Origin of the sequence: Microbacterium trichothecenolyticum (assembly GCF_030818955.1) — a bacterium.
Taxonomy (GTDB): Bacteria; Actinomycetota; Actinomycetes; order Actinomycetales; family Microbacteriaceae; genus Microbacterium; species Microbacterium trichothecenolyticum_B.
Genome location: NZ_JAUTBF010000001.1, coordinates 52,841 through 74,928, shown reverse-complemented (window position 1 = coordinate 74,928; position 22,088 = coordinate 52,841). Strand labels below are relative to the sequence as shown.

The 22,088-nt window shown below is 70.1% G+C and carries 20 protein-coding genes and 1 tRNA gene; 4 read left to right on the top strand and 17 right to left on the bottom strand.

The window, feature by feature from the left end:
• Positions 1-29 precede the first annotated feature (29 nt).
• Complete coding sequence (locus QE412_RS00375) at positions 30-1,646, bottom strand: solute symporter family protein (protein WP_307478728.1); 1,617 nt, start codon at positions 1,644-1,646, stop codon at positions 30-32.
• Entirely contained in the window at positions 1,643-1,996 is a 354-nt protein-coding gene (locus QE412_RS00370) for a DUF485 domain-containing protein (protein WP_307478725.1), read from the bottom strand. Before QE412_RS00370 ends, QE412_RS00375 begins: the two co-directional genes overlap by 4 nt.
• Before the next feature lie 138 nt (positions 1,997-2,134).
• Here QE412_RS00370 and QE412_RS00365 point away from each other — a divergent pair, with 138 nt between their 5' ends.
• Positions 2,135-2,986 (top strand): helix-turn-helix transcriptional regulator, encoded by an 852-nt coding sequence (locus QE412_RS00365; RefSeq protein WP_307478722.1) that lies wholly within the window; start codon positions 2,135-2,137, stop codon positions 2,984-2,986.
• A 123-nt stretch (positions 2,987-3,109) separates the two neighbouring features.
• Positions 3,110-3,394 carry a Fe-S cluster assembly protein HesB gene (locus QE412_RS00360; protein WP_307478719.1) on the top strand — a complete coding sequence of 95 codons (285 nt, stop codon included), beginning with the start codon at positions 3,110-3,112 and terminating at the stop codon, positions 3,392-3,394.
• A gap of 63 nt (positions 3,395-3,457) precedes the next feature.
• Here the strand turns inward: QE412_RS00360 and QE412_RS00355 are convergent, their stop codons facing one another.
• The 10 genes from QE412_RS00355 to QE412_RS00310 form a co-directional block, all read right to left on the bottom strand.
• Positions 3,458-3,973, bottom strand: coding sequence for a flavin reductase family protein (locus QE412_RS00355; protein WP_307478717.1), 516 nt, complete (start codon positions 3,971-3,973; stop codon positions 3,458-3,460).
• Between the two features lie 34 nt (positions 3,974-4,007).
• Positions 4,008-5,777: an MDR family MFS transporter gene (locus tag QE412_RS00350; RefSeq protein ID WP_307478715.1), complete on the bottom strand. Its 1,770-nt coding sequence runs from the start codon at positions 5,775-5,777 to the stop codon at positions 4,008-4,010.
• A 1-nt stretch (position 5,778) separates the two neighbouring features.
• Positions 5,779-7,104 carry an NtaA/DmoA family FMN-dependent monooxygenase gene (locus QE412_RS00345; protein WP_307486939.1) on the bottom strand — a complete coding sequence of 442 codons (1,326 nt, stop codon included), beginning with the start codon at positions 7,102-7,104 and terminating at the stop codon, positions 5,779-5,781.
• A gap of 5 nt (positions 7,105-7,109) precedes the next feature.
• Positions 7,110-7,766, bottom strand: coding sequence for a cysteine hydrolase family protein (locus QE412_RS00340; RefSeq protein WP_307478713.1), 657 nt, complete (start codon positions 7,764-7,766; stop codon positions 7,110-7,112).
• A complete protein-coding gene (locus QE412_RS00335; RefSeq protein WP_307478711.1) occupies positions 7,763-8,824 on the bottom strand; it encodes an LLM class flavin-dependent oxidoreductase in 1,062 nt (353 codons plus the stop codon). The genes QE412_RS00340 and QE412_RS00335 overlap by 4 nt, the downstream gene beginning before the upstream one ends.
• Before the next feature lie 67 nt (positions 8,825-8,891).
• Entirely contained in the window at positions 8,892-10,010 is a 1,119-nt protein-coding gene (locus QE412_RS00330; protein WP_307478709.1) for an ABC transporter substrate-binding protein, read from the bottom strand.
• 100 nt (positions 10,011-10,110) lie between these two features.
• Positions 10,111-10,977 carry an ABC transporter permease gene (locus QE412_RS00325; protein ID WP_307478707.1) on the bottom strand — a complete coding sequence of 289 codons (867 nt, stop codon included), beginning with the start codon at positions 10,975-10,977 and terminating at the stop codon, positions 10,111-10,113.
• An 8-nt stretch (positions 10,978-10,985) separates the two neighbouring features.
• Positions 10,986-11,804, bottom strand: coding sequence for an ABC transporter ATP-binding protein (locus QE412_RS00320; RefSeq protein WP_307478705.1), 819 nt, complete (start codon positions 11,802-11,804; stop codon positions 10,986-10,988).
• A 172-nt stretch (positions 11,805-11,976) separates the two neighbouring features.
• On the bottom strand, positions 11,977-12,396 hold the full coding sequence (locus tag QE412_RS00315) for a hypothetical protein (protein WP_307478702.1): 420 nt from the start codon (positions 12,394-12,396) through the stop codon (positions 11,977-11,979).
• A gap of 102 nt (positions 12,397-12,498) precedes the next feature.
• Positions 12,499-13,242, bottom strand: coding sequence for a hypothetical protein (locus tag QE412_RS00310; RefSeq protein WP_307478699.1), 744 nt, complete (start codon positions 13,240-13,242; stop codon positions 12,499-12,501).
• 421 nt (positions 13,243-13,663) lie between these two features.
• On the opposite strand from QE412_RS00310, the gene QE412_RS00305 reads away from it, so the two are divergent.
• Complete coding sequence (locus QE412_RS00305; RefSeq protein WP_307478695.1) at positions 13,664-14,317, top strand: DUF998 domain-containing protein; 654 nt, start codon at positions 13,664-13,666, stop codon at positions 14,315-14,317.
• A gap of 128 nt (positions 14,318-14,445) precedes the next feature.
• On the opposite strand, the gene QE412_RS00300 is transcribed toward QE412_RS00305, so the two are convergent.
• Together QE412_RS00300 and QE412_RS00295 are read right to left on the bottom strand one after the other, a co-directional pair.
• Positions 14,446-14,518: transfer RNA gene (locus tag QE412_RS00300), tRNA-Arg, on the bottom strand.
• Positions 14,519-14,532: 14 nt separating this feature from the next.
• Positions 14,533-15,450, bottom strand: coding sequence for an NRDE family protein (locus QE412_RS00295; RefSeq protein WP_307478692.1), 918 nt, complete (start codon positions 15,448-15,450; stop codon positions 14,533-14,535).
• On the opposite strand from QE412_RS00295, the gene coaBC reads away from it, so the two are divergent.
• Complete coding sequence (coaBC, locus tag QE412_RS00290; protein WP_307478689.1) at positions 15,419-16,627, top strand: bifunctional phosphopantothenoylcysteine decarboxylase/phosphopantothenate--cysteine ligase CoaBC; 1,209 nt, start codon at positions 15,419-15,421, stop codon at positions 16,625-16,627. The genes QE412_RS00295 and coaBC overlap by 32 nt on opposite strands.
• A gap of 54 nt (positions 16,628-16,681) precedes the next feature.
• Here coaBC and QE412_RS00285 read toward each other — a convergent pair whose 3' ends face one another.
• From QE412_RS00285 to QE412_RS00275, 3 genes are all read right to left on the bottom strand, one after another.
• Positions 16,682-17,347 (bottom strand): peroxiredoxin-like family protein, encoded by a 666-nt coding sequence (locus QE412_RS00285; RefSeq protein WP_307478687.1) that lies wholly within the window; start codon positions 17,345-17,347, stop codon positions 16,682-16,684.
• A gap of 141 nt (positions 17,348-17,488) precedes the next feature.
• Positions 17,489-18,496 (bottom strand): DUF2510 domain-containing protein, encoded by a 1,008-nt coding sequence (locus QE412_RS00280; RefSeq protein ID WP_307478682.1) that lies wholly within the window; start codon positions 18,494-18,496, stop codon positions 17,489-17,491.
• A gap of 69 nt (positions 18,497-18,565) precedes the next feature.
• Positions 18,566-22,024, bottom strand: a complete 3,459-nt coding sequence (locus tag QE412_RS00275) for an error-prone DNA polymerase (RefSeq protein ID WP_307478678.1) — start codon at positions 22,022-22,024, stop codon at positions 18,566-18,568.
• Positions 22,025-22,088 lie beyond the last annotated feature (64 nt).

The following is a 22,088-nucleotide window of genomic DNA, read 5'->3' as shown; positions in this document are numbered from 1 at the left end:
GAACCGGGCGCCGACAGGTGTACCGCGTCTCAGTGGTTCGATGCCTTCTCGGCGCCGAAACCCGTGAGCGAGCGCACGTCCATCTCGGCGGCCTTACGGCGGTCCTCCGCGGTGCGCGAGGTGACCGAGCCGAGCCAGCCGAGGAAGAATCCCAGCGGGATCGAGACCACCCCGGGATTGTTCAGCGGCCAGATCGCCACCCCGGTGTTCGCGAAGACGCTCGTGGGCGTGCCCCAGAACACCGGCGACATCAGAATCAGCACCAACGCCGAGCCGAGCCCGCCGTACATGCTCCACACGGCGCCCCGCGTGGTGAAGCGGCGCCAGAACAACGAGAACAAAATGGTGGGCAGGTTCGCGGACGCCGCGACGGCGAACGCGAGCGCGACGAGGAACGCCACGTTCTGACCCTGTACGCCGATACCGCCGACGATCGCCAGCACACCGATGACGATGACCGTGCGATGCGCCACCTTGACCTCGCCGTCGGGCGGCACATCGCCCTTCTTGACGACGTTGGCGTAGATGTCGTGCGCGAACGACGCCGCCGCGGTGATGGTGAGTCCGGCGACGACCGCGAGGATCGTGGCGAACGCGACCGCCGAGATGAAGCCGAGCAGCAACGGCCCGCCCAACGCCAGGGCGAGCAGTGGAGCCGCGGCGTTGACGCCACCCGGGGCGGCGAGGATCGTCTCGGAACCCACGAGCGCACCCGCACCGTACCCGAGCACGAGAGTGAGGATGTAGAACAGGCCGATCAGCCAGATCGCCCAGACCACCGACCGACGCGCCTCCTTCGCGGTCGGCACCGTGTAGAAGCGCATGAGCACGTGGGGCAGACCGGCCGTGCCGAGCACGAGGGCCAGGGCGAGCGAGATGAAGTCCCACGGGCTCTTTCCGTACTGCAGCCCCGGCGCGAGCACCGCGTCGCCCTTCGGCGACGCCGCGACGGCGCTTTCGAGCAGGGTGTTCAGGTTGAAACCGTTGATGGCGAGCACCCACACCGTCATCACGACCGCCCCGCCGATGAGCAGGAACGCCTTGACGATCTGCACCCAGGTCGTGCCCTTCATCCCACCGATGAGCACGTAGACGATCATCAGGATGCCGACCACGGCGACGACGATCGACTGGCCCACGCGCTCGGTGATGCCCAGCAGCAGCGACACCAGGCCGCCAGCGCCGGCCATCTGCGCGAGCAGGTAGAAGAAGCACACGGCGAGCGTCGTGATGGCTGCCGCCATGCGCACCGGACGCTCCTTCAGGCGGAACGACAGCACGTCGGCCATCGTGAACTTGCCCGTGTTGCGCATCAGCTCGGCGACCAGCAGCAGAGCGACGAGCCACGCCACGAGGAAGCCGATCGAGTACAGGAAGCCGTCGTAACCGTTGATGGCGATGGCGCCGACGATGCCGAGGAACGACGCCGCCGACAGGTAGTCGCCGGCGATGGCGAAACCGTTCTGCGGCCCGGTGAACGAGCGTCCGGCGGCGTAGTAGTCGGCGGCGGTCTTGCTGTTGCGGCTGGCGCGGATGACGATGAACAGCGTCACGGCGACGAAGGCGCCGAAGATCGAGATGTTCAGCACGGGGTTGTTCTCGACGGTCTCGACCGCCGCGGCCACGCCGGCGAAGACGTCGTTCATGCCGCGCCCCGTTCCGCGGCTTCGAGTTCGTCGCGCAGCTGCTCGGCGACGGGGTCGAGGCGTCGGTTGGCGTAGGCGACGTAGCCCATCGTGATCGCGAACGTCGTCACGAACTGGCCGAGCCCGAACAGCAGCCCGACGGTGATGGCGCCCGACACCGGCTGCGCCATGAACGCCGGGGCGAACGACGACAGCAGCACGTAGACGAAGTACCAGACGAGGAACGCCGCGGCGAGCGGGAAGACGAAGCGGCGCTGCCGTCTCTTCAGCTCCCGGAACGGGGCGGACTCCTCCACTGCGATGTAGTCGACGCCGCCGGTGGGGGCGGGGTCGATCCTGCTGTCCGTCATGTGGCCTCCTTGCCTCATGCGACCGGCGCAACGCTGCGCCGGTAGGGGGATGACCGGGGTCGTGGGAACGGTCCCGGTGGTAGGGTCGACGCTACGAAACGCGGCGACGAAGCCGTCACCCCCGGAAGTAGGTAGTGCGTGGCAGCACCGTCCGCTCTTCGAGACGATGCGACCCTCGTGTCGCACGCCGTGGCCGAGCTCGCTCGGCGCACCCACTTCCCCGTCGCCTTCGGCGGTCTCGAGCACGACGGCGCCGTGCACGTCTCGACCATCGTCGGCGCCCGCACCCGCAGCATCGAAGGACTCGTCGTGCACCCGACGCGCGGCCTCGGAGGACGCGCCCTCGTGGAGCGTCGGCCCCGCATGACGCTCGACTACCGCACCGCCCGCTCGATCACGCACGACTACGACCGCGCCATCCTCGGCGAAGGCATCGCGACCCTGTTCGCGGTCCCCGTGCTCGTCGCGGGCGCGGCGCGCGGCGTGCTCTACTGCGGCTCGTGGGCACAGTCGCAGGTCGGCGAGGTCGAGGCGCGTCCGGCGTTCGACGTGGCCGGCGAACTCGGCACCGAACTGCGCGTCCGCGCCGAGGTGGAGCGCCGGCTGGCCAGCGTTCCCGCCCCTGACAGTGGCATGAGCCCCGTTGCGCGGGAGGAGATCCGCGAGAGCTACGCCCAACTGCGCAGTATCGCCGCGAGCGTGGGCGACGACGACGTGCGCCGCCGACTGGAGGATCTCGAAGCTCGCCTCGCCGCCCTCACCGGTGACGCCCCCGCCCGCCCCGCCGACGCCGAAGTACACCTGTCGCGACGCGAGATCGATGTGCTCGCCTGCGCAGCCGTGGGCTCGACGAACGGGGAGATCGCGGCATCCCTCGGTCTGCGCGAGACGACGGTGAAGTCCTATCTCGCCTCGGCGATGTCGAAGCTCGATGCCTCGACGAGGCACGCCGCCGTGACGCGGGCGAGGCGCGCGGGGCTGCTGCCCTGACCGCGGAGAGTCTTTGAGCGACCGGTGGGAAAACCCTGGCAATGGATGCCACAGGTTGAGGATGCCGCCGATTCTCGGCATCGTGGCTGGCTCCTGTCGTCGACCAAAGAAGGAGAGTCGCGCATGCTGACACTCACCGATGAGGCCACGACCGCCGTCAAGACCATCACCGCCCAGTACCCGGACGCCCCGCAGAGCGGTGTGCGGATCGAGGGTGCGGGCTCGCCCGAGTCGCAGTTCTCGCTGTCGGTGGTCGACGCGCCCGAACCCAACGACGCCGTCGTCGAGAACGCCGGCGCCCGCGTCTTCCTCGACGAGGCGGCCGCAGCCGTTCTCGACGACCGCGTGCTCGACGCACAGGTCGACCCGCAGGGCTCCGTGCAGTTCGCGGTGACAACGGCGGCCTGATCGCCGCTGCGAGACGATGCCCCGGCCGCGCGCCGGGGCATCGTCACGTCGAGGCGACGCCGGTCACCATCCGTCGCGCAGCGTGTGCGCCCGACGGCGATGCCAGACGATCGGCACCCGATCGGCGTGGCGCACGAGATGCTCCACGCGCAGCACGACGAGCTCGTGGTCGCCCGCGGGATAGCGGTGCTCGACCGCGCACTCCAACCACACGGGCGAGCCCTCCAGCAGCACCGCACCGGTCGGCGTCGTCGCCCACGCGACGTCGTCGAGGCGTCGTGCCCGGTCGCGCGACGCCAGTTGCCGTGTCTTCTCGGCGTGCGCCTCGCCGAGCACCGACACCCCCAGTCGGGGCGCACCGACGAGCTCGGGCCATGTCGTCGACGAGAGCTGGACCGCGAACGAGACCATCGGCGGCTCGTAAGACACACCGGCCGCGAACGACGAGACGACCATCGCGGTGGCCACCCCCTCGACCATCGCGGCCACCGAAGCCACCCCCGCCGGTACATGCGCGAACGCGGCGGCGATGTCGGATGCGGCGCACAGCGGCTCCCATCGGATCGGGGCGGCCGTCACGACGCGTCCCCGGCGCGCGAAACCACGTGGTTCGTCATGGACCCGTTCCCTCCCCGCGGTCGGAACCGACCGTCCGTTCTTCCAGCCACTTCCGCGCGACCCGTTCGTCGACCCGCATGGCGGCGACCAGCGCCGCCGCATCGGGGTATCTGCGTTGCGCGCGCACGCGCCGTTCCACGCGCACCGTGGCTCGGCATCCATAGAGGTCGCCGTCGAAGTCGAGCACGTGCACCTCGACGGAACGCCCGACGTCGTCGAAGGTCTCGTTCGTGCCGACCGACACCAACGCCGGGCGCTCCGTGTGCCAGGAACGCGCGCGAAACCACCCCGCGTAGACGCCGTCGTCAGGCAACGACGCCGCGGCATCGAGACGCAGGTTCGCCGTCGGATACGACAACACCCGTCCGCGCCCGGCACCGTGCACGACGATCCCCTCCCAGCGGCGACCGGAGTCGACGCGCGCGGACGACAGCGCCACCGCTGCCACGATCGCGAACAGCGCGACGCCCGCGAGCACCAAGAGAGCAACTGCGTCGGAGGCGAACCCCATCACGACGGCGACGACGGCCGAGCCGACGACGGCCCCACCCTGCTTGACGGCGTTGAAGGCGCCCGAGGCCGCACCGAGCAACGAGGCGGGAACGTGCGCCACCGCGCTGATCGAGAAGGGCGCCCACACGAAGGAGTTCGCGATGCCGAAGACCGCGAACGACAGCGATACCGTCCACACCGGGGCGTCCGCCGCGAGCAGCCAGGCGGTGAGCACGAGCGACAGCACCAACGACGTCGCCCCGATGACACCGACGAAACGCAGCCCGCGCCGATTGTTCCACCGGGCCGCGATCGGCGCACCCACGATGCACACCGCCCCCATCGGCACGAGCAGCACAGCGGCAGCTCCCGCGCTCAACCCGCGATCGGCCTGGACCGCCCACATGACCGGCACCGCCGCGGAGCCCACCGCGAACGCCGCCGCCGCCGCTCCCGCCGACGCCACGACGAACGAGCGCTCGCGCAGCAACCCGACGGGCAGCAGCGCGGCGTCGCCGCGACGACGTTGCGCGAACACGACACCCGCCACCGCACCGAGGCCGACGGCGATCCACACCGCGCGCGGGACGCCCATCACCTCGGCGGCCGTCTCGTCGATGCCCTGCACGCCGATCACGAAGGCCGTCGCACCCGCCGCGTTGGCGACGACCGCCCACGCGGCCACCGGGACCGCGACCCGCGTCGAGCGCGGAATGAAGACGAACGCCGCGATCAGAGTGAGCACGCCGATCGGGATGTTGACGGCGAAGATCGCGCGCCAGTCCCACACCTGCACGAGAAGACCGCCGATCAACGGGCCCGCCGCCGCCGCGACTCCGCCGATCGACCCCCATACGCCGAGAGCCATCGCCAGGCGCGGTGGACGGAAGTGCGTGCGGATAACCGCCAGGCACTGCGGTGTCATGATCGCCGCTCCCAGCCCTTGGAGGGCACGCCACAACACCAGCCATGCCGCGGTGGGAGCCAGCGCGCACAGCAACGAGCCGATGACGAAGAGGCCGAGGCCCCCCAGGTAGAGCCGCCGATGACCGAATCGATCCCCCAGGCGTCCCGCCACCAGCAGGGGAACCGAATACGCCAGGAGGTAGCTGCTGTTGACCCAGAGCGCGACCGAGGTAGTCACATCCAGGTCGCGAGCGATGTCGGGCAACGCCACCGAGACGATGGTGCTGTCCAACAGCAGCATGAAGAACCCCGCGCACAGACTCGCCAGCACGAGCCACTCGCGGCGGCCGTCGAGGCGCGCTCCCACCTCACACCGCCAGGTTCTCGCGAAGCGTGCGTCCCGCGTACATCGGGGCGAGCGCGCCGCGCCGACGCAGCTCCGGAACGAGGAGCTCGCTGAAGTCCTGGAACCCGGCGGGCGCGGCCGACGGACTCGAGAGCATGTACCCCCCGCGCGCGCCCGTCGCCGCGAAGTTCTCCTCCAGGTGGTCCGCCACGCTCGCGGCATCCCCGACGACCGTGTGATCCATCCCCGAGGCCGCGAGGAATGCTCGTTCGAAGAACTCCGCGCGCGACATCTCGACGTCGGGGCCGAGAGCGGCCACGAGTGCCCCGACGAACCCCGCCGGACTGGCGTTCGCGCGCACGATCTCGTCGTGCAGGTCGCCGAGGCGGAAAGACAGGGGCAGGGTCGAGAAGTCGTACCCGGCGTTGTGCGAGAGCATCACACCGACCGCCTCGGGGGTCCAGAACGACAGCGCGGCGTCGCGACGGGCCCGGGCCTCCTCGGCCGTGCGGCCGACGATGGCCTGCATCGCCCAGAGGATCCCGACGCTCCGGGGATCGCGGCCCCGGGCCTGCAGGGCGGCATCGAGAGCCGTGCGATGACGAAGCTGGCCCGCCACGTCTGCGCCGAAACCGAAGACCACGTCGGCGAATCGCGCGGAGGCGGCGATCCCCCGCGCGCTGTTGCCGGCTTGGACCAGCACGGGGTGCCCCTGCGGACTCGGCGCCGCCGACAGGGGACCACGCACCGTGAAATGGGCACCGGAATGATCGATCGGGTGCACCTTGGCGGGGTCGGCGAATCGTCCGCTCAGGGGGTCGGCGACGATCGCGTCCTCTTCCACCGAGTCCCACAGCGCCTGGCAGACGGCGACGAATTCCTCCATCCGCTCGTAGCGCTCCCCGTGATCGACGAGGTTCGCATACCCGTAGTTCGACGCATCCGCGCCGCGCGTCGAGGCGACGACGTTGAACGCGATTCGGCCGCCCGTGACGTGATCGAGCGAGTTGAGCAGTCGCGCCACATAGAACGGATGCAGGAACGTCGACGAGTAGGTGAGTCCGAACCCGATACGCTCCGTCGCGGTCGACAACGCCGCGATGACGGGAGCCATGTCGTGGCGGGGCCATTGGATGCCGAGCTCCACCGCCGTGTCGATCGACCCGCGCCAGGTGCTGGGGATTCCCGAACCGTCGCCGAAGAACAGCATGTCCACGCCCGCCCGCTCGGCCGTACGTGCGATCTCGACGAAGATCCGCAGGTCGGGGAAACGCGCCCCCACCCACGAGCCCGGTTGATTCCAGCGTCCCTCGGTGTGGGTGAACGACAGGTCGTAGGCGAGGTGCATTCCGCTCACGGCCGAGGCTCCGTCCACAGGTGCGTGACCTGCTCGCTCGGCATCACGACCGCGACGTTCAACGCGATGGTGGTGAGCGCCGCCTCGTGCAGGGCGATCTCGTACGCCGCGGTCGCGTCGGAGGGGACGACCACGGGCCAGTCCTCCTGCATGGCATCCTGCGCCGTGGCGGCGACGCAGCATTCCGTGGTGAGGCCGCAGACGGTGACCCACCCGACGTTCTCGGCGCGCAAGTGCGCGGCGAGATCCGTTCCGACGAAACCGCTGTAGCCCCGCTTCACGATGCGGCGCTCCCCCGCCACCGGCACCGCACCGAACCACTCGGCGCCATCGGTGCCGACGACGCACGGTTCATCGTCGAGCGGGGCGGTGTTCCCCGAGCGAAGCCAGCGGCTCGCCCGCCAGGGCTCGGCGGGGTCGCTTCCCAGCTCGACCCACACCACGGGGATCTTCGACCGGCGAGCGGCATCGACCAGCTCCGCGATGCGCGCGACCGCCGCGGCGAGCGCGGTGCTCGCCTCGGGGGTCAGGCCGTAGTCGCCGAGGCGTTCCGGGTCGGCGAAGTCGCGTTGCACGTCGACCACGACGAGGGCAGGTCGACCCCCTTCCGCCCGCAGCCACTGTGTCTGGGCCGTCTCGAGCGCCGTCGTCATGACGCCGCCCCGTCGATCGCACGGAGGGCGGGAAGCACCGTCTCGCCGAAGAGCACCATGTCCTGGTCGTACTCGGGGAAGATGAGCATGAGGCCGTCGAGGTGCGCTTCGGCCACGATGTAGCGGATGTGCTCGGTCACGGTCTGCGCGGAACCTGCGACGTAGGGAGTCTGGAAGGCCGCCTCCCCCACGGCGTCGGCGGCCCACGCCCGTGCCTGTTCCTCGGCGATCCCCCACGAGGCCCGCATGAGCGCGAGGGCCTCGCGGTCGAGGCCCGCACCCCACTGCGCCACCTTGGCCGCCGCCGCCTCGTCGGTGTCGCCTTGCACCACCATGAGCATCGAGTACGTGCGGCACTGGCGTCCGAGGGCGGCGGCCCGGGCGTGCACGTCGTCGGACAGCTCGCGCATCTCGTCGAGGCTGTCGCTGGCGAGGAAGGCGCCGTCGGCGAACCGCGCTTGGAAGGCGCGCGCCGCGTCGCTGCGTCCCGCGCTGATGATGGTGGGACGCGTTGCCGGGTGGGGCCGGGACTCGCACTCCACGAGGTCGAAGTAGGGGGTTCGGAGCGTCACGCGGTCCTCGCTCCACAGGCGCGTCACCGCCTCGGTCCACTTCTCGGCGAGCTCGTAGCGGTCGTCGTGGCTGAGGGATGCGTCCCACTCGCCGAACTGCTCGAACTCCGCGGCGTACGAGCCGTTCACGACGTTCATGCCGGCGCGGCCTCCAGAGATGTCCTGCAGGGTGGCGTACATCTTCGCCGCAACCGCCGGGTTGTGCACGTTGGCGTGCATCGTCGCCCAGATCTTGACGTTCTCGGTGGCCTCGGCGAGAGCCGACATCATGGTCATCGACTCCAGCGAACGCCCCCAGTGATCGGTGGACCCGCCGAACCCGCGCCACTTCGCCATCGACATGATGAAGTCCAGACCGATGCGATCGGCGTGCACGGCAGCGCGTCGGTTCCACGCGTACGTGGCTTGCGGATGCGGGGCGGTCTCGGAGAGCATCCAGCCTCCGTTGCCGATCGGGAGGAAGACGCCGTACTCTTTCGCGACCATGACGCGGAACCTTTCTACGCGGGAAGAAGATCGAGGCCCCCGGGGGCCGGAGCCCCCGGGGCTCGGATCAGGGAGCGGGCCAGACGAGCGTGCCGCCGTCGTAGATGGCCGAGACGAAGGAGCCGTCGAAGCCCTCGGCCGCTTGCCCCTGCGTGAGGTCGGCCGGGACGATGTCGTACTTCTGGAGCATCGCCAGCAGGGCCGAGACGTTGGCGTCGTCGATGCTGCCGAGCGGCAGCCCGCCGGGCAGCGGATTGGCGGCGATCACCGAGGTCTCGGTCGACCAGATCTTCGCGTTCAGGTCGGCGTCGTACGTGGCACCGCTGAGGTCCTTGGCGTAGCCGACGCACTCCTTCGTGTGCTCCTCGCTCTCGCTGCAGTAGGCGTAGGCGTGCAGGGCAGCGCGCAGCACGTCCTGCACGGCTGTCGGGTGCGCCGCCGCGAAAGCGGGGTTCACGGCCATTGCGCCGATGGAGCCCGGGATGCCGTACGTCACCGGCTGCCACACGGTCACCTCGTCACCGGCAGCCGCCAGCTGATTCGGCTCGTTGGAGATGAACCCCGTCAGGGCGGCGAGACCGTCCTGCCGCCGGGGAAGCACCGACGGGTCGTACCCTTCCTTGACGAGCGTGAGCGAGCTCCAGTCGACGCCCTGGGACTCCATCATCGCGCGCACGGTCGCGGGCACGTATCCCTTGTGACCGACGACCGTGCCGTTGAGCTGCGACAGCGCGGTGATGTCGGGGTTGGTCATCAGGATGTCGAGGCCCGCGTCGGAATACGACGAGATGCCGACGATGTCGATCCCGTTCGCGCGCGCCTGGATGACGTCTTGCTGCGATACCGCCGAGACGGTGGCCTGCCCGCTGGCGAGGAGCTTGGTGTTCTGTGCGGTGTCCCCGCTGCCCGGCTGCAGCGTGACGTCGAGGCAGAGATCGTGGAAGTAGCCCAGACGGTCGGCAGCGATGTACTCGAGGATCGACGCCGAGGACTGGAACTGGTAGCCGGACAGGTACGTGATCGTGCCGGCATCCTTGTTCTGCGCACAGCGTTCGGACGAGATCGCCGAGCCCTCGGTCGTCGAGGCGGACGGCCCGGAGGAACACGCGGCCAGCGATGCGGAGGCGACGACGGCCACCAGAAGGGCCGCGGTGCGGACAAGGGTGCGAGAGGACGAGGAACGCATACGGACACTCCTGTTGAGGATCGGTGCAGGGTTTCGGGCAGGGTGGGTGGAGCACCCCGACGCGCGTGCGCGGGGAGACGGTGGGTCGGTGGGGACCGACTCAGGTCGTGGCGGCCGCGTGCCAGCGCAGCAGCCGGCGTTCGAGCAGGACGACCGCGCCGAGCAGCAGGATGCCGAGCAGGGCGAGCACGAAGATCGAGGCGTAGACCACGGCAAGCTGATTCATCGACGAGGCGACCGAGATGACGGTCCCGAGACCGCCCATCGCACCGGATGCCGACAGTTCGGCGACGACGGCACCGATGATCGAGAGCGGAAAGACGATCCGCAGCGCCGCGAAGACGAAGGGCAGCGCGTTCGGGATGCGCAGATGCACGAGGATCTCGGCGCGTGAGGCGTTGATCGTGCGGTACACCTGCATCACCGGCGCGGGGACCGACCGCAGACCCGTCGCGGTGTTGATGAGGATCGGGAAGAAGCAGATCAACGAGGCGATCACGATCTTGGGCAGGGGCCCGAACCCGAACGCCACGACGAGGGCCGGGGCGATGGCGACGATCGGTGTCACGTTCAACACCACGGCCAGCGGCAGCACGGCTCGGCGGACCACGGGAAGCTCGCTGACGAGGACCGCGACGACGAACGCCGAGACGAAGCCGACCACGAGACCGGCGAGCGCCTCGCCGAGGGTGATCGCGGCATTGGCGATGTAATAGCCGGCCTCGGCCACCAGGGTCTCGCCGACGGCTCCCAGCGGCGGGAGGAGGTAGGGCATGTTCTCGGCGACGCGGTCCCAGACGATGGCGAGCACGACCAGGGTGACGGCGAGCGGCAACCACACGAAGGGGTGCAGCGGCGCGAAGATGCGGCGCATCCGGGTGACGGCCGCGGACGGCGGGCTCGGGCGGAGATCGGGGGCGTCGGCACCCGGCTGAGGGGGAGCGATCGTCGTCGATGAAGTCTGCATCACGATCCTCACGCCGCGTCCGTCATGTGCCACGCGCGATGCAGGCGTTCTCGGATGAGATCCTCGTACGCGTGGAATCGGCCCTCCTCGAAGAGGCGGGCGTTACGCGGCCGCGGCAGGTCGATGTCGATCACGTCGACGATGCGCCCCGGTCGCGGCGCCATCACGACCACCGTGTCGGAGAGGCGGACGGCCTCGGCGATGGAGTGTGTGACGAACAGCACCGTCGTGTCGAGGTCGTCCCAGAGATCGAGCAGCTGGTCCTGCAGGCTCTCGCGCGTGAACTCGTCGAGGGCCGAGAACGGCTCGTCCATCAGCAGCACGTCCGGTCGAAGCGCGAACGCCCGCACGATCGCGGCCCGTTGCTGCATGCCCCCGGACAGCTGGGCGGGCAGTTTGTGGGCGGCGTCCCCCAGCCCGGCCTTGGCGAGCAGCAGGTCGACGTCGACCGGAGCGACATCTTCTCGCTCTTCGAGGATGCGTCGGCGGCGTCGTGCCGCCGCCCGGTTCAGCCGTGAGGGCAGCACCACGTTGGCGCGCACGTCGAGCCACGGCAGAAGCGCGGGGGTCTGCGGAACGAGGCCCAGCAGCTTCGCCGCGCACGCCTCGCTCGGCGAGACGCCATGTACACCGACATCGCCGGAGTCGGGCTCTTCGAGACCCGCGACGATGCGCAGCAGCGTCGACTTCCCGCATCCGCTGGGGCCGATCAGGCTGACGAACGTTCCGGGACGGATCGAGAGGTCGACCCCCGACAACGCGGTCATGCGAGTGGCGGCGGAGCCGTACTGCTTGACGACCGAACGCAATTCCACTGCTGACGTCATGAATGCCCTCCATATCGTGCACGGCTCGGGAAACCGGCGACTGGTATGGCGGAGAGCGTGCGTAGCGAGTTCTCGACCTGCTACGCGGAGTCCGCTGATTGCACGACCGACGATAGCGACGTCATGTTGCCGCAAACCGCCACCGCGTGTTTCGGCGGGGTAAACGCGCTCGTCAGAGCGACGCCGTCAGCGGCCGCACCGTGTCATCCGCGAAGACGAGGATCTCGACGCCGAGGTCATGGGCGGCCACCGCCACCCATCCGCCGAGCGCGGGGGTGACCTCGGCGGTGACGATCAGCACAGCGCGCTCGGCGGCGGGCAGCTGCGATCGCACCCAGAGCAGCTTGAACATGTCGGCGAGCGCCTTGTTGCGGAAAGCCGGCTTGTACGCCCCCTGGTTGGCGATGAGCTGCGCGATGACCGTCTCGTCGTCGGAGATACCCTCGACCTCCACCCGACTACCGCCGCCGAGCACGAGCGCACGAGGACGCAGCCGCAGTCCGACGTCGCGCTCGACCGCGCGGAGCATTCGGCGCTCGATGGAGTCGGGACCGAAACGGCCCCAGTATCCGGTGTCGGAGAGGTCGCTCATGCGGCCAGTGTAGAGACGACCATGTCGCTGAACGTGGTCGCGGTGGGCGGCGGGACGCTGTGTCGCGATGCGGGCGCGGGAACCGGTGCACCGCAGCGGGCGTCACCCGCGGAACACGACGACCTCGCCGGATGAGCGGTCGTAAACGAACTGCAACGCGGTTCCGGCGGGGAGTTCGGTATGGGCGAGCTCGGGGATTCCGGCGGCCAGCTGGAAAGTGAGGGTGGGCGGGAAGACGCCCGCCGAACAGGACGGGGTGTCGAAGAGCTGGCCCGAATACGACATCGAGTTGTTGCGCGCGTCGACGGTGAGCAGGGAGGGCTGGTAGACGCTCAGGCAGACCGCGCCGTCGCCGCCCTGCCGTCTGTTCGGGAAAGTGACGGCGCGAAATCCCTCGAACGACGTATAACCCGTCGCCCCGGAGACGGCATCCCCGGCCACCGCCGGGGGCACCACGAACGCCGGATCCGGCGCCAGACGCGCGACCTGGGTCGCACCGACCTGCAGCGGATCGACCTGTACGCGCTGTACGAGCACGAGCGCGACGAGGGCGAGCATCACGAGGAGCGCCGCGCCGGCCACGAGGATGACGCTCGAACGTCGAGGGCGCGGGAAGGGCCGTCGGGCGCGCGCGGCGGGCGGTGCCGGCGGACGCTGCTCCTCGGGGTCGATGGGTGCCTCGGACGCGGCACGCGGTGGCGGAGCTTCGCCCTCGCGGACCCCGGCCGCCCGCTCCTCCAGATCGATCAGACGCTGCAGCGCGGCCGGATCGGCGTAGATATCGGCGGCGGGCGCGTACGCGCGACGTCGCAGCGCCTCGAGTTCGGGGTCGACGGGTGCCGGCATACCCCGATTCAACCAGGACGCCGCCGACCCCGCCGCCTCGGCGATCTACGCCTCCGCCCGTTCCTTGCACCCAACAGACGATGCCCGACGCACAGACATACATGATCCACCGAGCACGGGGACACTGCGGCGACGAAGAACGGCGTATGCGAGAGGGAGGCAGTATCGGCTGCGAGCTTTCGGGTGAATTCGACTTCCCGCTTTCCGCTCCCGCCGAGGGGTCCCTCGGAGAGACCGCTCGACATGCCGCCATCTGAGCCGATCAGTCACCCGAAAGGGCCATGATCTTCGTCGCGAGATGCCCTCTATACTCGCCCCCGTTATACTCGCCCCCGTCGAGCCAGCCCATCGTGTTGGGCCGAGCCTGCGACAGGGTGCCTCGGAGAGAGGGCGAAGACACTCCATGATGACTCGTCGGCGCGTGGGCGCCGTCCTGTGGACGCTCGGCGTCGCCCTGTTGCCACTGCAGATGCTGGTCGCGTTGCAGTGGCCGGGTGGGTACTCGCTGACCCGCAACGCCATGAGCGATCTCGGTGTCACCGTTTGCGGTCTCTTCGCCGACGGAGATGCTCTTATCCGAAACGTCTGCTCTCCCTGGCACGCCGTCTTCAACGCGGGACTGATTGCGACCGGCGCATCGACGGCGATGGGAGCAGCCCTGCTCTACGGCTGGTGGAACGGAGTCTCCGGCAGAGTGGGCGTGCTGCTCGTCGGTGTGTCCGGGCTGTTCGTGATGGCTGTCGGCATCGCCCCCTGGGATGTCCTTCCCGATCTCCACGACGCAGCCGCCCTGGCGCAGGCGATCACGCAGTGGTGCGCCATGCTTTTGCTCGCCACGGCGGCGGGGACAGGGTGGTTCCGGCTTCTGACCCTCGCAACGATCGCCCTGTCCATCGCCTCCTTCGGCGCCTTTCTGTCTGCGCTCGAAGGGGCGGAGGTTTCGTTCCTCCCCTTCGGCGTCGCGGAACGGTTGGCCTTCGACACCCTGACGGTATGGACTGCCGCCACCGGGATCGTCGTGCTGAGAAGCGCGAGCATCACGCGAGACAGACGATCGCTTTCCCCAGCGCGCTGAGAGGACACGACCGTGACGGGTCGAAGTCAGCACTGTCATCCCGTGGGCCGAGCATCGTCAGCGCGGCAGAACCAAGAGCAGAGGCGCGCTGCGAAATGCACGGTGTCGAATCGGCGCGACAAGCACGGTGCCCCCGACAGGATTCGAACCTGCGACGCCCGCGTTAGGAGTGCGGCGCTCTATCCCCTGAGCTACGGAGGCGGGATGTCCCCAGCCTAACGCGGCGTGTCGGCAGCCGCGGCTCGCCCTGACGGAATGGCGGCGCGCAGCCGTGCGACGAGGCCGTCGTCCCACTGCCCGGGCTCGATGAGACGGGCTTCGCGCACGTCGACGCCGTCGGGCCCGATGCTCGCCGCGCAGACCAGGAGCGACTCGAGCACGAGATCATCGTGGGCGTCGCGGCGCAGCACCGACGCCGACGGGTCGACGGTGGAGCGCTTCACGACATCGAGCCATGGCATCCACCACTCTTCACCGGGCGCGAGTCCGGCGCGTCGGAACTCGTCGAGCCAGCGCGAGATGCGTGGCGTACCCGGGTCGTCGACCGCGTGGTGCGCCACCATGTGCGTGCCGGGGGTCAGGCGCGTGCGCCGGGCGATGAGACCGTCCCACTCCACGAGGTGCGCGCCCGCGGCATCCACCTCGACGAGATTGAAGCCGCGGGTGAGGGGCTGATCCGGGATGCCATGTTCCACGGCGTCGAGCGGGATACCGCCGCGGCTGATCACCTCGTCGTCACCGCGGCCGGAGAGGTCTTCGCGATTCAGCAGCACCGCGAGGCGCCCGGCCGCGGAGTCGACGGCCAACCACGCGCCGCCCGCGCGGTCGTCGCGCACGCCCAGGATGCCGCCGCGCTCGGGCCACCACGGCCCGAGGCCGCGCCACGGTCGGTCGCGGTCCTCGTCGCGAACGGCGAGCAGCCGCACGGGGTCAGCGGCAGACGCGGGGATGTCGATCACGACCGTGCACATTGCGTCCACGCTACCCGCGCGCGGGGCCGCGGTCGCCGCACCGGCGGGCGAGACGACGAGAAGGGAGCGGCGATCGACACGTGAGCCGGCATCGAGCCCGCCGCGCACACCGACCTGGAAGACTGGGACGATGTTCGTCGTCGTGGGAGTGACCGGGGGCATCGCCGCCTACAAGACCGTCGGCCTCGTCCGGCTGCTGGTGAAGGCCGGGCACGAGGTGCACGTGATCCCGACCGACGACGCGCTGCGCTTCGTGGGCCTTCCCACATGGGAAGCGCTCAGCCGCAACCCCGTCACGACGTCGGTGCACGACGATGTCGCGCGAGTGCGCCACGTCGCCCTCGGGCAGGCGGCCGACCTCGTGATCGTCGCTCCCGCCACGGCCAACACCCTGGCCGCGATGACCGCGGGCCTCGCCTCCGATCTGCTCGGTACGACGCTGCTGGCCACGACCGCCCCGGTCGTGGTGGCCCCCGCGATGCACACCGAGATGTGGCGGCATCCGGCCACCACGCACAACGTCGAGGTGCTGCGCTCTCGCGGCGTGCACGTCGTCGGCCCCGCCGACGGGGCCCTCACCGGCGGCGACTCCGGTCCCGGGCGCATGTCGGAGCCCGAAGAGATCGTCGCGGTCGCGCTCGCCCTCGTGGAGCGTCCACGCGACCTCGACGGACTGTCGGTCGTGGTCAGCGCGGGCGGCACGCGGGAGCCGATCGACCCGGTGCGCTTCCTCGGCAATCGTTCGAGCGGACGCCAGGGCGTCGCCATCGCCCGCGCCGCCGCCGACCGCGGAGCGCGGGTCACGCTCGTGGCCGCGCACCTCGACGCCGACGTGCACCCCGACCCTCGGGTCGAGGTGATCGCGGCGGGCACGGCCGACGAGCTCGGGCGGGCGATGGATGCCGTGTCCCCCGATGCCGATGTGATCGTCATGGCCGCGGCGGTCGCCGACTACTCGGTGGCTACCGTCGCCGAGCACAAGCTCCGCAAGCAGGATGCCCCCGGCGGGCTGACCCTCGAACTCGTCGAGAACCGCGACATCGTCGCGGGGCTGGTCGCTCGTCGCGTCACGGGCCAGACCATCGTCGCCTTCGCCGCCGAGACGGTCGCCGGCGACGAGGAACTGCTCGAACGTGCCCGCGCGAAGGCCGCGCGCAAGGGCGTCGATCTCCTGGCCGCGAACGCCGTGGGGTGGACGCGAGGGTTCGAAACCGCCGACAACGCCCTCACCGTCGTCGGACGGGACGGGACCGTGGCCGCGGTGGCATCCGGGTCGAAAGACGACACCGCGCACGCCCTGCTCGACGCGGTCGTCGCCTCTCGGGCAGCCCGCGTCTAGTCCCGGACACATCGGGAAGACGGGGCGCGACCCGTAGGCCGCGCCCCCGATCACTCACTCGGCGTCGAGGCGATCGAGCGCCGCGATGATGTCGTCGATCTCGGTGCGCGTCGTGTAGTCGACGTGCACATCGGCGAAGCGGATGACACCCGCCTGGTCGATGACGTACACGGAGGGGAACGGGATGCGTGCCGTCTCGTCGGCATTGCTGTCGGCGACGTCGAAGCCCAGCTCGGTGTGCGCGGCGCGCGCCTCGACGCTCGGCTCGGTCACGATGCCGAACTGCTCGGCGAGCGCGTTCGCAGGGTCGGAGAGCACGGCGAACTCGAGCGATCCGTTCGTGACGGCCTGCGCGGAGCCGTCGGGCGTCTGCGGCGAGACGGCGATGAGCTGCGCGCCGCGCTCGCGCAGGGCGGGAACGAGGCCCTCCTGGTACGAGCGCAGGGTGATGTTGCAGTACGGGCACCAGGCACCGCGGTAGAAGACGACGACCGACGCGGTGCCGTCCAGGGCTGCGGAGAACGACGTCGGCGTCCCCTCGGCGTCGAGGAGGGATGCGTCGGGGGCGGTGTCGCCCTCGCCGAGGGCTCCGGCCGGTGCTCCGAAGCGGCGAAGGTCGGCCTGCTCGCCCGAGAACACCGCAGCCAGACGATCACCGATCTGTGCCTCGAACCCGGTGTTGAAGTCGTCGACCTGCTGTGCGATGGACGGTGTGGACATGCGTCGCCTCCCCGGCGGAATCGGCGTCGGGCGCCGGCTCAAGGAGCGTATGTGCGTGGGGAGAGGCCGGGCCCGGTCTCGTCATCCGGCGAGATATGACGTCATGAAACGTCGCGGACGCCCACGAGACCGGGCACCGCGTCAGTAGCCGAAGCTGTAGCGCGCCTGGTCGACCAGGGTGAAGACCTTGGTGAGGATGACCGCCAACCAGATCAGCCCGATGAGGAACGAGACGACCGTCACGGCGATGGACGCCCAGACGGGAGCGAGTCCCGAGCCGGTGAGGCGGCGCAACACGACCCCGCGACCGATCACGTAGACCAGGCCGGTGCCGATGAGCAGCACCAGGAAGCTCCACGCCCAGTGGAAGGGGCGGTCGACCCCGCGCGCTCGCAACTCCCGCCAGTCGAGGAAGGCGAACAGCACGATGAGGGCGCCCAGCACGACGCTGGTGAGGGTGGCGGTCGTCGACACCACCGTCTCGGTGGTGGTGACGCCCGGGGTGCCGTACACGCCGGCGTAGAACGACTCCTCGATGTACGAGGACCAGTCGAAGAGCACCAGTGACAGCGCCCCAACCAGAGGAAGGAAGACGACCAGCCAGATCCACACGGTGTTGGTGGGAATGTCGCGACGTGGTGCGGGAGTCGCTCCGACGGGCGGCGCCGCGGGGGCGGCCGCGTATCCGGCGGCGGTGTGCGTTCCGGGATACGCCGGAGGTGTCGAGGCCGCGGGGGCGACCGACGGGGCAGGTGGGAGGGGCGGCGCGGCGGGCGCCGCGGGCGCGGCGGCGGGTGACTCGACGGGTGCCGCGGGGGCGGCCGGCGCCGCGGGCTCACCCGGGGTCGGCGGCGTGATCGCCGATCCCTCTTCGGACGCGGGTGTGGACGAGTCGGTGTCGGCGTACGCCGCGGCGACGGCGGGAGCGACCGGGGCATGCTCGGGGGCGGCCGTGTTCTCCCCCGCCGGCTCGACGTGGGTCGGAGTCTCGACCGGCGGGTGGGACTCATCGGCGGTGACGGTGGCGGTCGACTCGTCGTGCGCCGGACGCACCTCGTCGGTCCAGGCCGTGCCGTCCCAGCGGCGGAGGCCACCGCTACCCGCGGGGTCGGGGTACCAGCCGTCGGGCGGAGTGTGCGTGTCGGTCATGTCGTTCCCCTGTCGTGAGTGGTGCGGAACCGGGCGAGATTGCCCCGAGTCTAGTGAGGGCGTCCGACGTCACCGGAAGTCCCGTGAGGCATGCGCGACCCCCACGCGCAGGTCGACGAAGCCGTCGGCGACGACGTTGGTCACTCCCTCGACCGAGCGCTCGAGCATGCCCCGCACGATGAGGGCGGGCGATTCCCGTGCGACGCGGCGATATCTGTTCCATACCCCCACCGAGCAGATGATGTTCATCAGACCGTGCTCGTCCTCGAGGTTGAGGAAGGTGATCCCGGATGCCGTGGCCGGACGCTGGCGGTGGGTGACGAGCCCCGCCACCTCGATGCGGCGATCGGTCTCGAAGGTTCGGAGTTCGCGGGAGGTGAGCACTCCGCGCGCATCGAGAGCCGCGCGGAAATGGGTGAGCGGGTGGTCGTCGGTGGAGAGTCCGGTCGCCCACAGGTCGGCCGCCAGCACCTCGTAGCTGGAGGGATCGGTGAACAGGGGTGGCTGCACCGCGACGAGGGAGTCCGGCAGGAACTCGGGGCGGTCCTGTGCCGCTGATCCCGCGAGCCAGATGGCCTCGCGCCGGGTGTGGCCGAGGCACTCGAACGCTCCCGCCGTCGCGAGCGCCTCGAGCTGTGCCGTGACGAGCCCCGTGCGGCGCACCAGGTCGCGCTGGTCCCGGTATGGACCGCCCCGCTCGCGCTCGGCGACGATGCGCTCGGCGACCTTCACGCCGATGCCGGTAACGCCAGCGAGCCCGAGACGCACGGCGAACCCGCCGTCGCGACGATGAGCGAGGGTCTCGTCGGGTGCCGACGGGTCGAACTCGCCGGTGGGCGGCTGCTGCGCGTGGGCGCAGGAGTCGATTCCCGTCGGCGCACCCCGGCCGCCCCGGTTCGCAACGTCGGCTCCCTCCTCCTCCCGCGCTGCTTCCCCGTCGTCGACGAGTTCGAGACCCGCCTGTACCCCCGAGCGCAACAGGTCGGGCCGTCGCACCACCACGCCGTGTCGTCGAGCATCGGCGGTGAGGGTCGCCGGCGAGTAGAAGCCCATCGGCTGCGCGCGCAACAGGCCCGCGAGGAACACCGCTGGGTAGTGCAGCTTGATCCACGAACTGGCATAGACCAGCAGTGCGAACGAGAGCGAGTGCGATTCGGCGAACCCGAAGTTCGCGAACGCCTGGATCTTCGCGTACAGCTCGTCGGCGACCCTCCCGACGAGATTGTTCGCAGCCATGCCCGCGTAGAGCTTCTCGCGCAGGGAGTCGATGCGCTCGAGCCCGCGCTTGGACCCCATCGCCCGGCGCAGCAGATCGGCATCTTCGGCGGTGCAGTTGCCGACGGCGACGGCCATCTGCATGAGCTGCTCCTGGAACACCGGCACCCCCAGCGTACGTTCGAGCACCGGCTCGAGCGCGGGGTGCACGTAGGTGATGGGCTCCTGCCGCAGCTTGCGCCGCACGAACGGGTGCACGGCGCCGCCCTGGATCGGCCCGGGCCGGATGAGCGCGATCTGCACGACGAGGTCGTAGAACTTCCGCGGCTGCAGGCGGGGCAGCAATCCCATCTGCGCGCGCGACTCCACCTGGAACACCCCGATCGAGTCGGCGCGACACAGCATGTCGTACACCGCCTTCTCTTCTCTCGGCAGCGTCGACAGCTCCCACGTCTCGCCCGTGGCATCCCGGATCAGGTCGAAGCAGTACTGCAGCGCCGCGAGCATGCCGAGGCCCAGCAGGTCGAACTTCACCAGCCCCATCCACGCGGCGTCGTCTTTGTCCCACTGGATGACCGTGCGATCTTCCATGCGCGCGTGCTCGATCGGCACGACCTCACCCACCGGCCGATCGGTGAGCACCATGCCGCCGGAGTGGATGCCGAGATGCCGCGGCGCCTTCAGCAACTCGGACGCGAACTCGATGACCTGATCGGGGATGTCGTGGTCGGCCCCCGTCTCGAGCGTCGCGCCCCAGCGCTCGACCTGCTTCGACCACGCGTCCTGCTGGCCGGGCGAGTGCCCGAGCGCGCGGGCCATGTCACGCACGGCGTTCTTGGGGCGGTACTGGATGACGTTCGCCACCTGTGCCGCGCGCTCGCGCCCGTACTCCTGGTAGACCCACTGGATGATCTCTTCGCGGCGGTCGGAGTCGAAGTCGACGTCGATGTCGGGCTCCTCGTCGCGCAGGCTCGACAGGAACCGCTCGAAGGGGAGCTTGTAGAAGATCGAATCGACCGCGGTGATGTCGAGCAGGTAGCAGACGGCGCTGTTCGCGGCCGAGCCGCGCCCCTGGCACAGGATGCCGCGATTCCGCGCTTCTTTGACGATCCCGTAGACGATGAGGAAATATCCCGGAAAATCCTTCATTTCGATGACACCCAGCTCGCGCTCGATCCGATCGCGATCCTCGGCGGAGAGGTTCGGGTACTTGCGCGGAACTGCCTCCCACACCAGCTGACGCAGGTACGACATGGGCGTGTGCCCCTCGGGTACCTTCTGCTTCGGCAGTGCCGGCTTGGCGCGGCGCAGCGGGAAGGCCAGCTCGTCGGCGAGTGTCACGGTGCGCGCCACGGCGCCGGGATACCGCGCGAACCGCGCCGCCATCTCGGCGCCGGAGCGCAGGTGCGCCCCGGCGTGCGCGGGGAGCCACCCGTCGAGCTCGTCGAGGCCGCGGTTGGCCCGCACCGCCGCGACGGCAGCGGCGAGCAGCTCCTTCTTCGGGGCGGCGTAGTGCACGTTGTTCGTCGCGAGGGTCGGCAGCCCCCGCTCGGCGGCGAGCGCGGCCAGCACGTCGTTGCGTCGCGAGTCGAGCGGGTCACCCTGGTCCATCAGTTCGACGTAGACGGACTCGACGCCGAACAGGTCGACGAGCCGGTCGAGTTCGCGGGCGGCACCGGCCGGCCCCTCGGATGCCAGGGCCTGGCGCACCGCACCCTTGCGGCATCCGGTGAGCACCGCCCAGTGCGGGTCGCGCGGTCCTCCGGCTCGGGCGGCGAGATCATCGATGTCATAGACCGGACGTCCCTTCTCGGCGCCCGTGAGCTGTGCGTGGGTGATCGCGGCGGCGAGACGGTGGTACCCCTCTTCTCGGCGGGCGAGCACGAGCAGATGGGAGCCCTCGGGATCGGCCTCGCCGTTCTGCGGCGCGGTGAGCCCCAGCGACAGTTCTGCCCCGAAGACGGTGCGCACCGCTCGCGCCTCGGCGGCCTCGGCGAAACGCACGATGCCGTAGAAGCCGTCGTGGTCGGTGAGAGCCAGCGCGTGCAGTCCCAGACGCTCCGCCTCTTCGACGAGTTCTTCGGGCGAGGACGCCCCGTCGAGGAACGAATACGACGAGTGCGCGTGCAACTCGGCGTAGGGAACGGTGTCGGTCGGACGCTCGATCGACGGCGGTACGTAGGCACCGCGTTTGTGCGACCACGCGGGGCTGTCACCGCCGTCGCCGTTCGTCGGGGCACCGGTGGGGCGCCGGGCGTCGCTGAGCAGGCGCTCGAGCTCCGACCATCTCACCGGTGGGTTGGTCCAGCCCATCAGCGCGCCCCCACTCCGTCGGCCGGCGCGCCGTGGACTCGTCGAGCCCGCCCGGAGGCCGCCC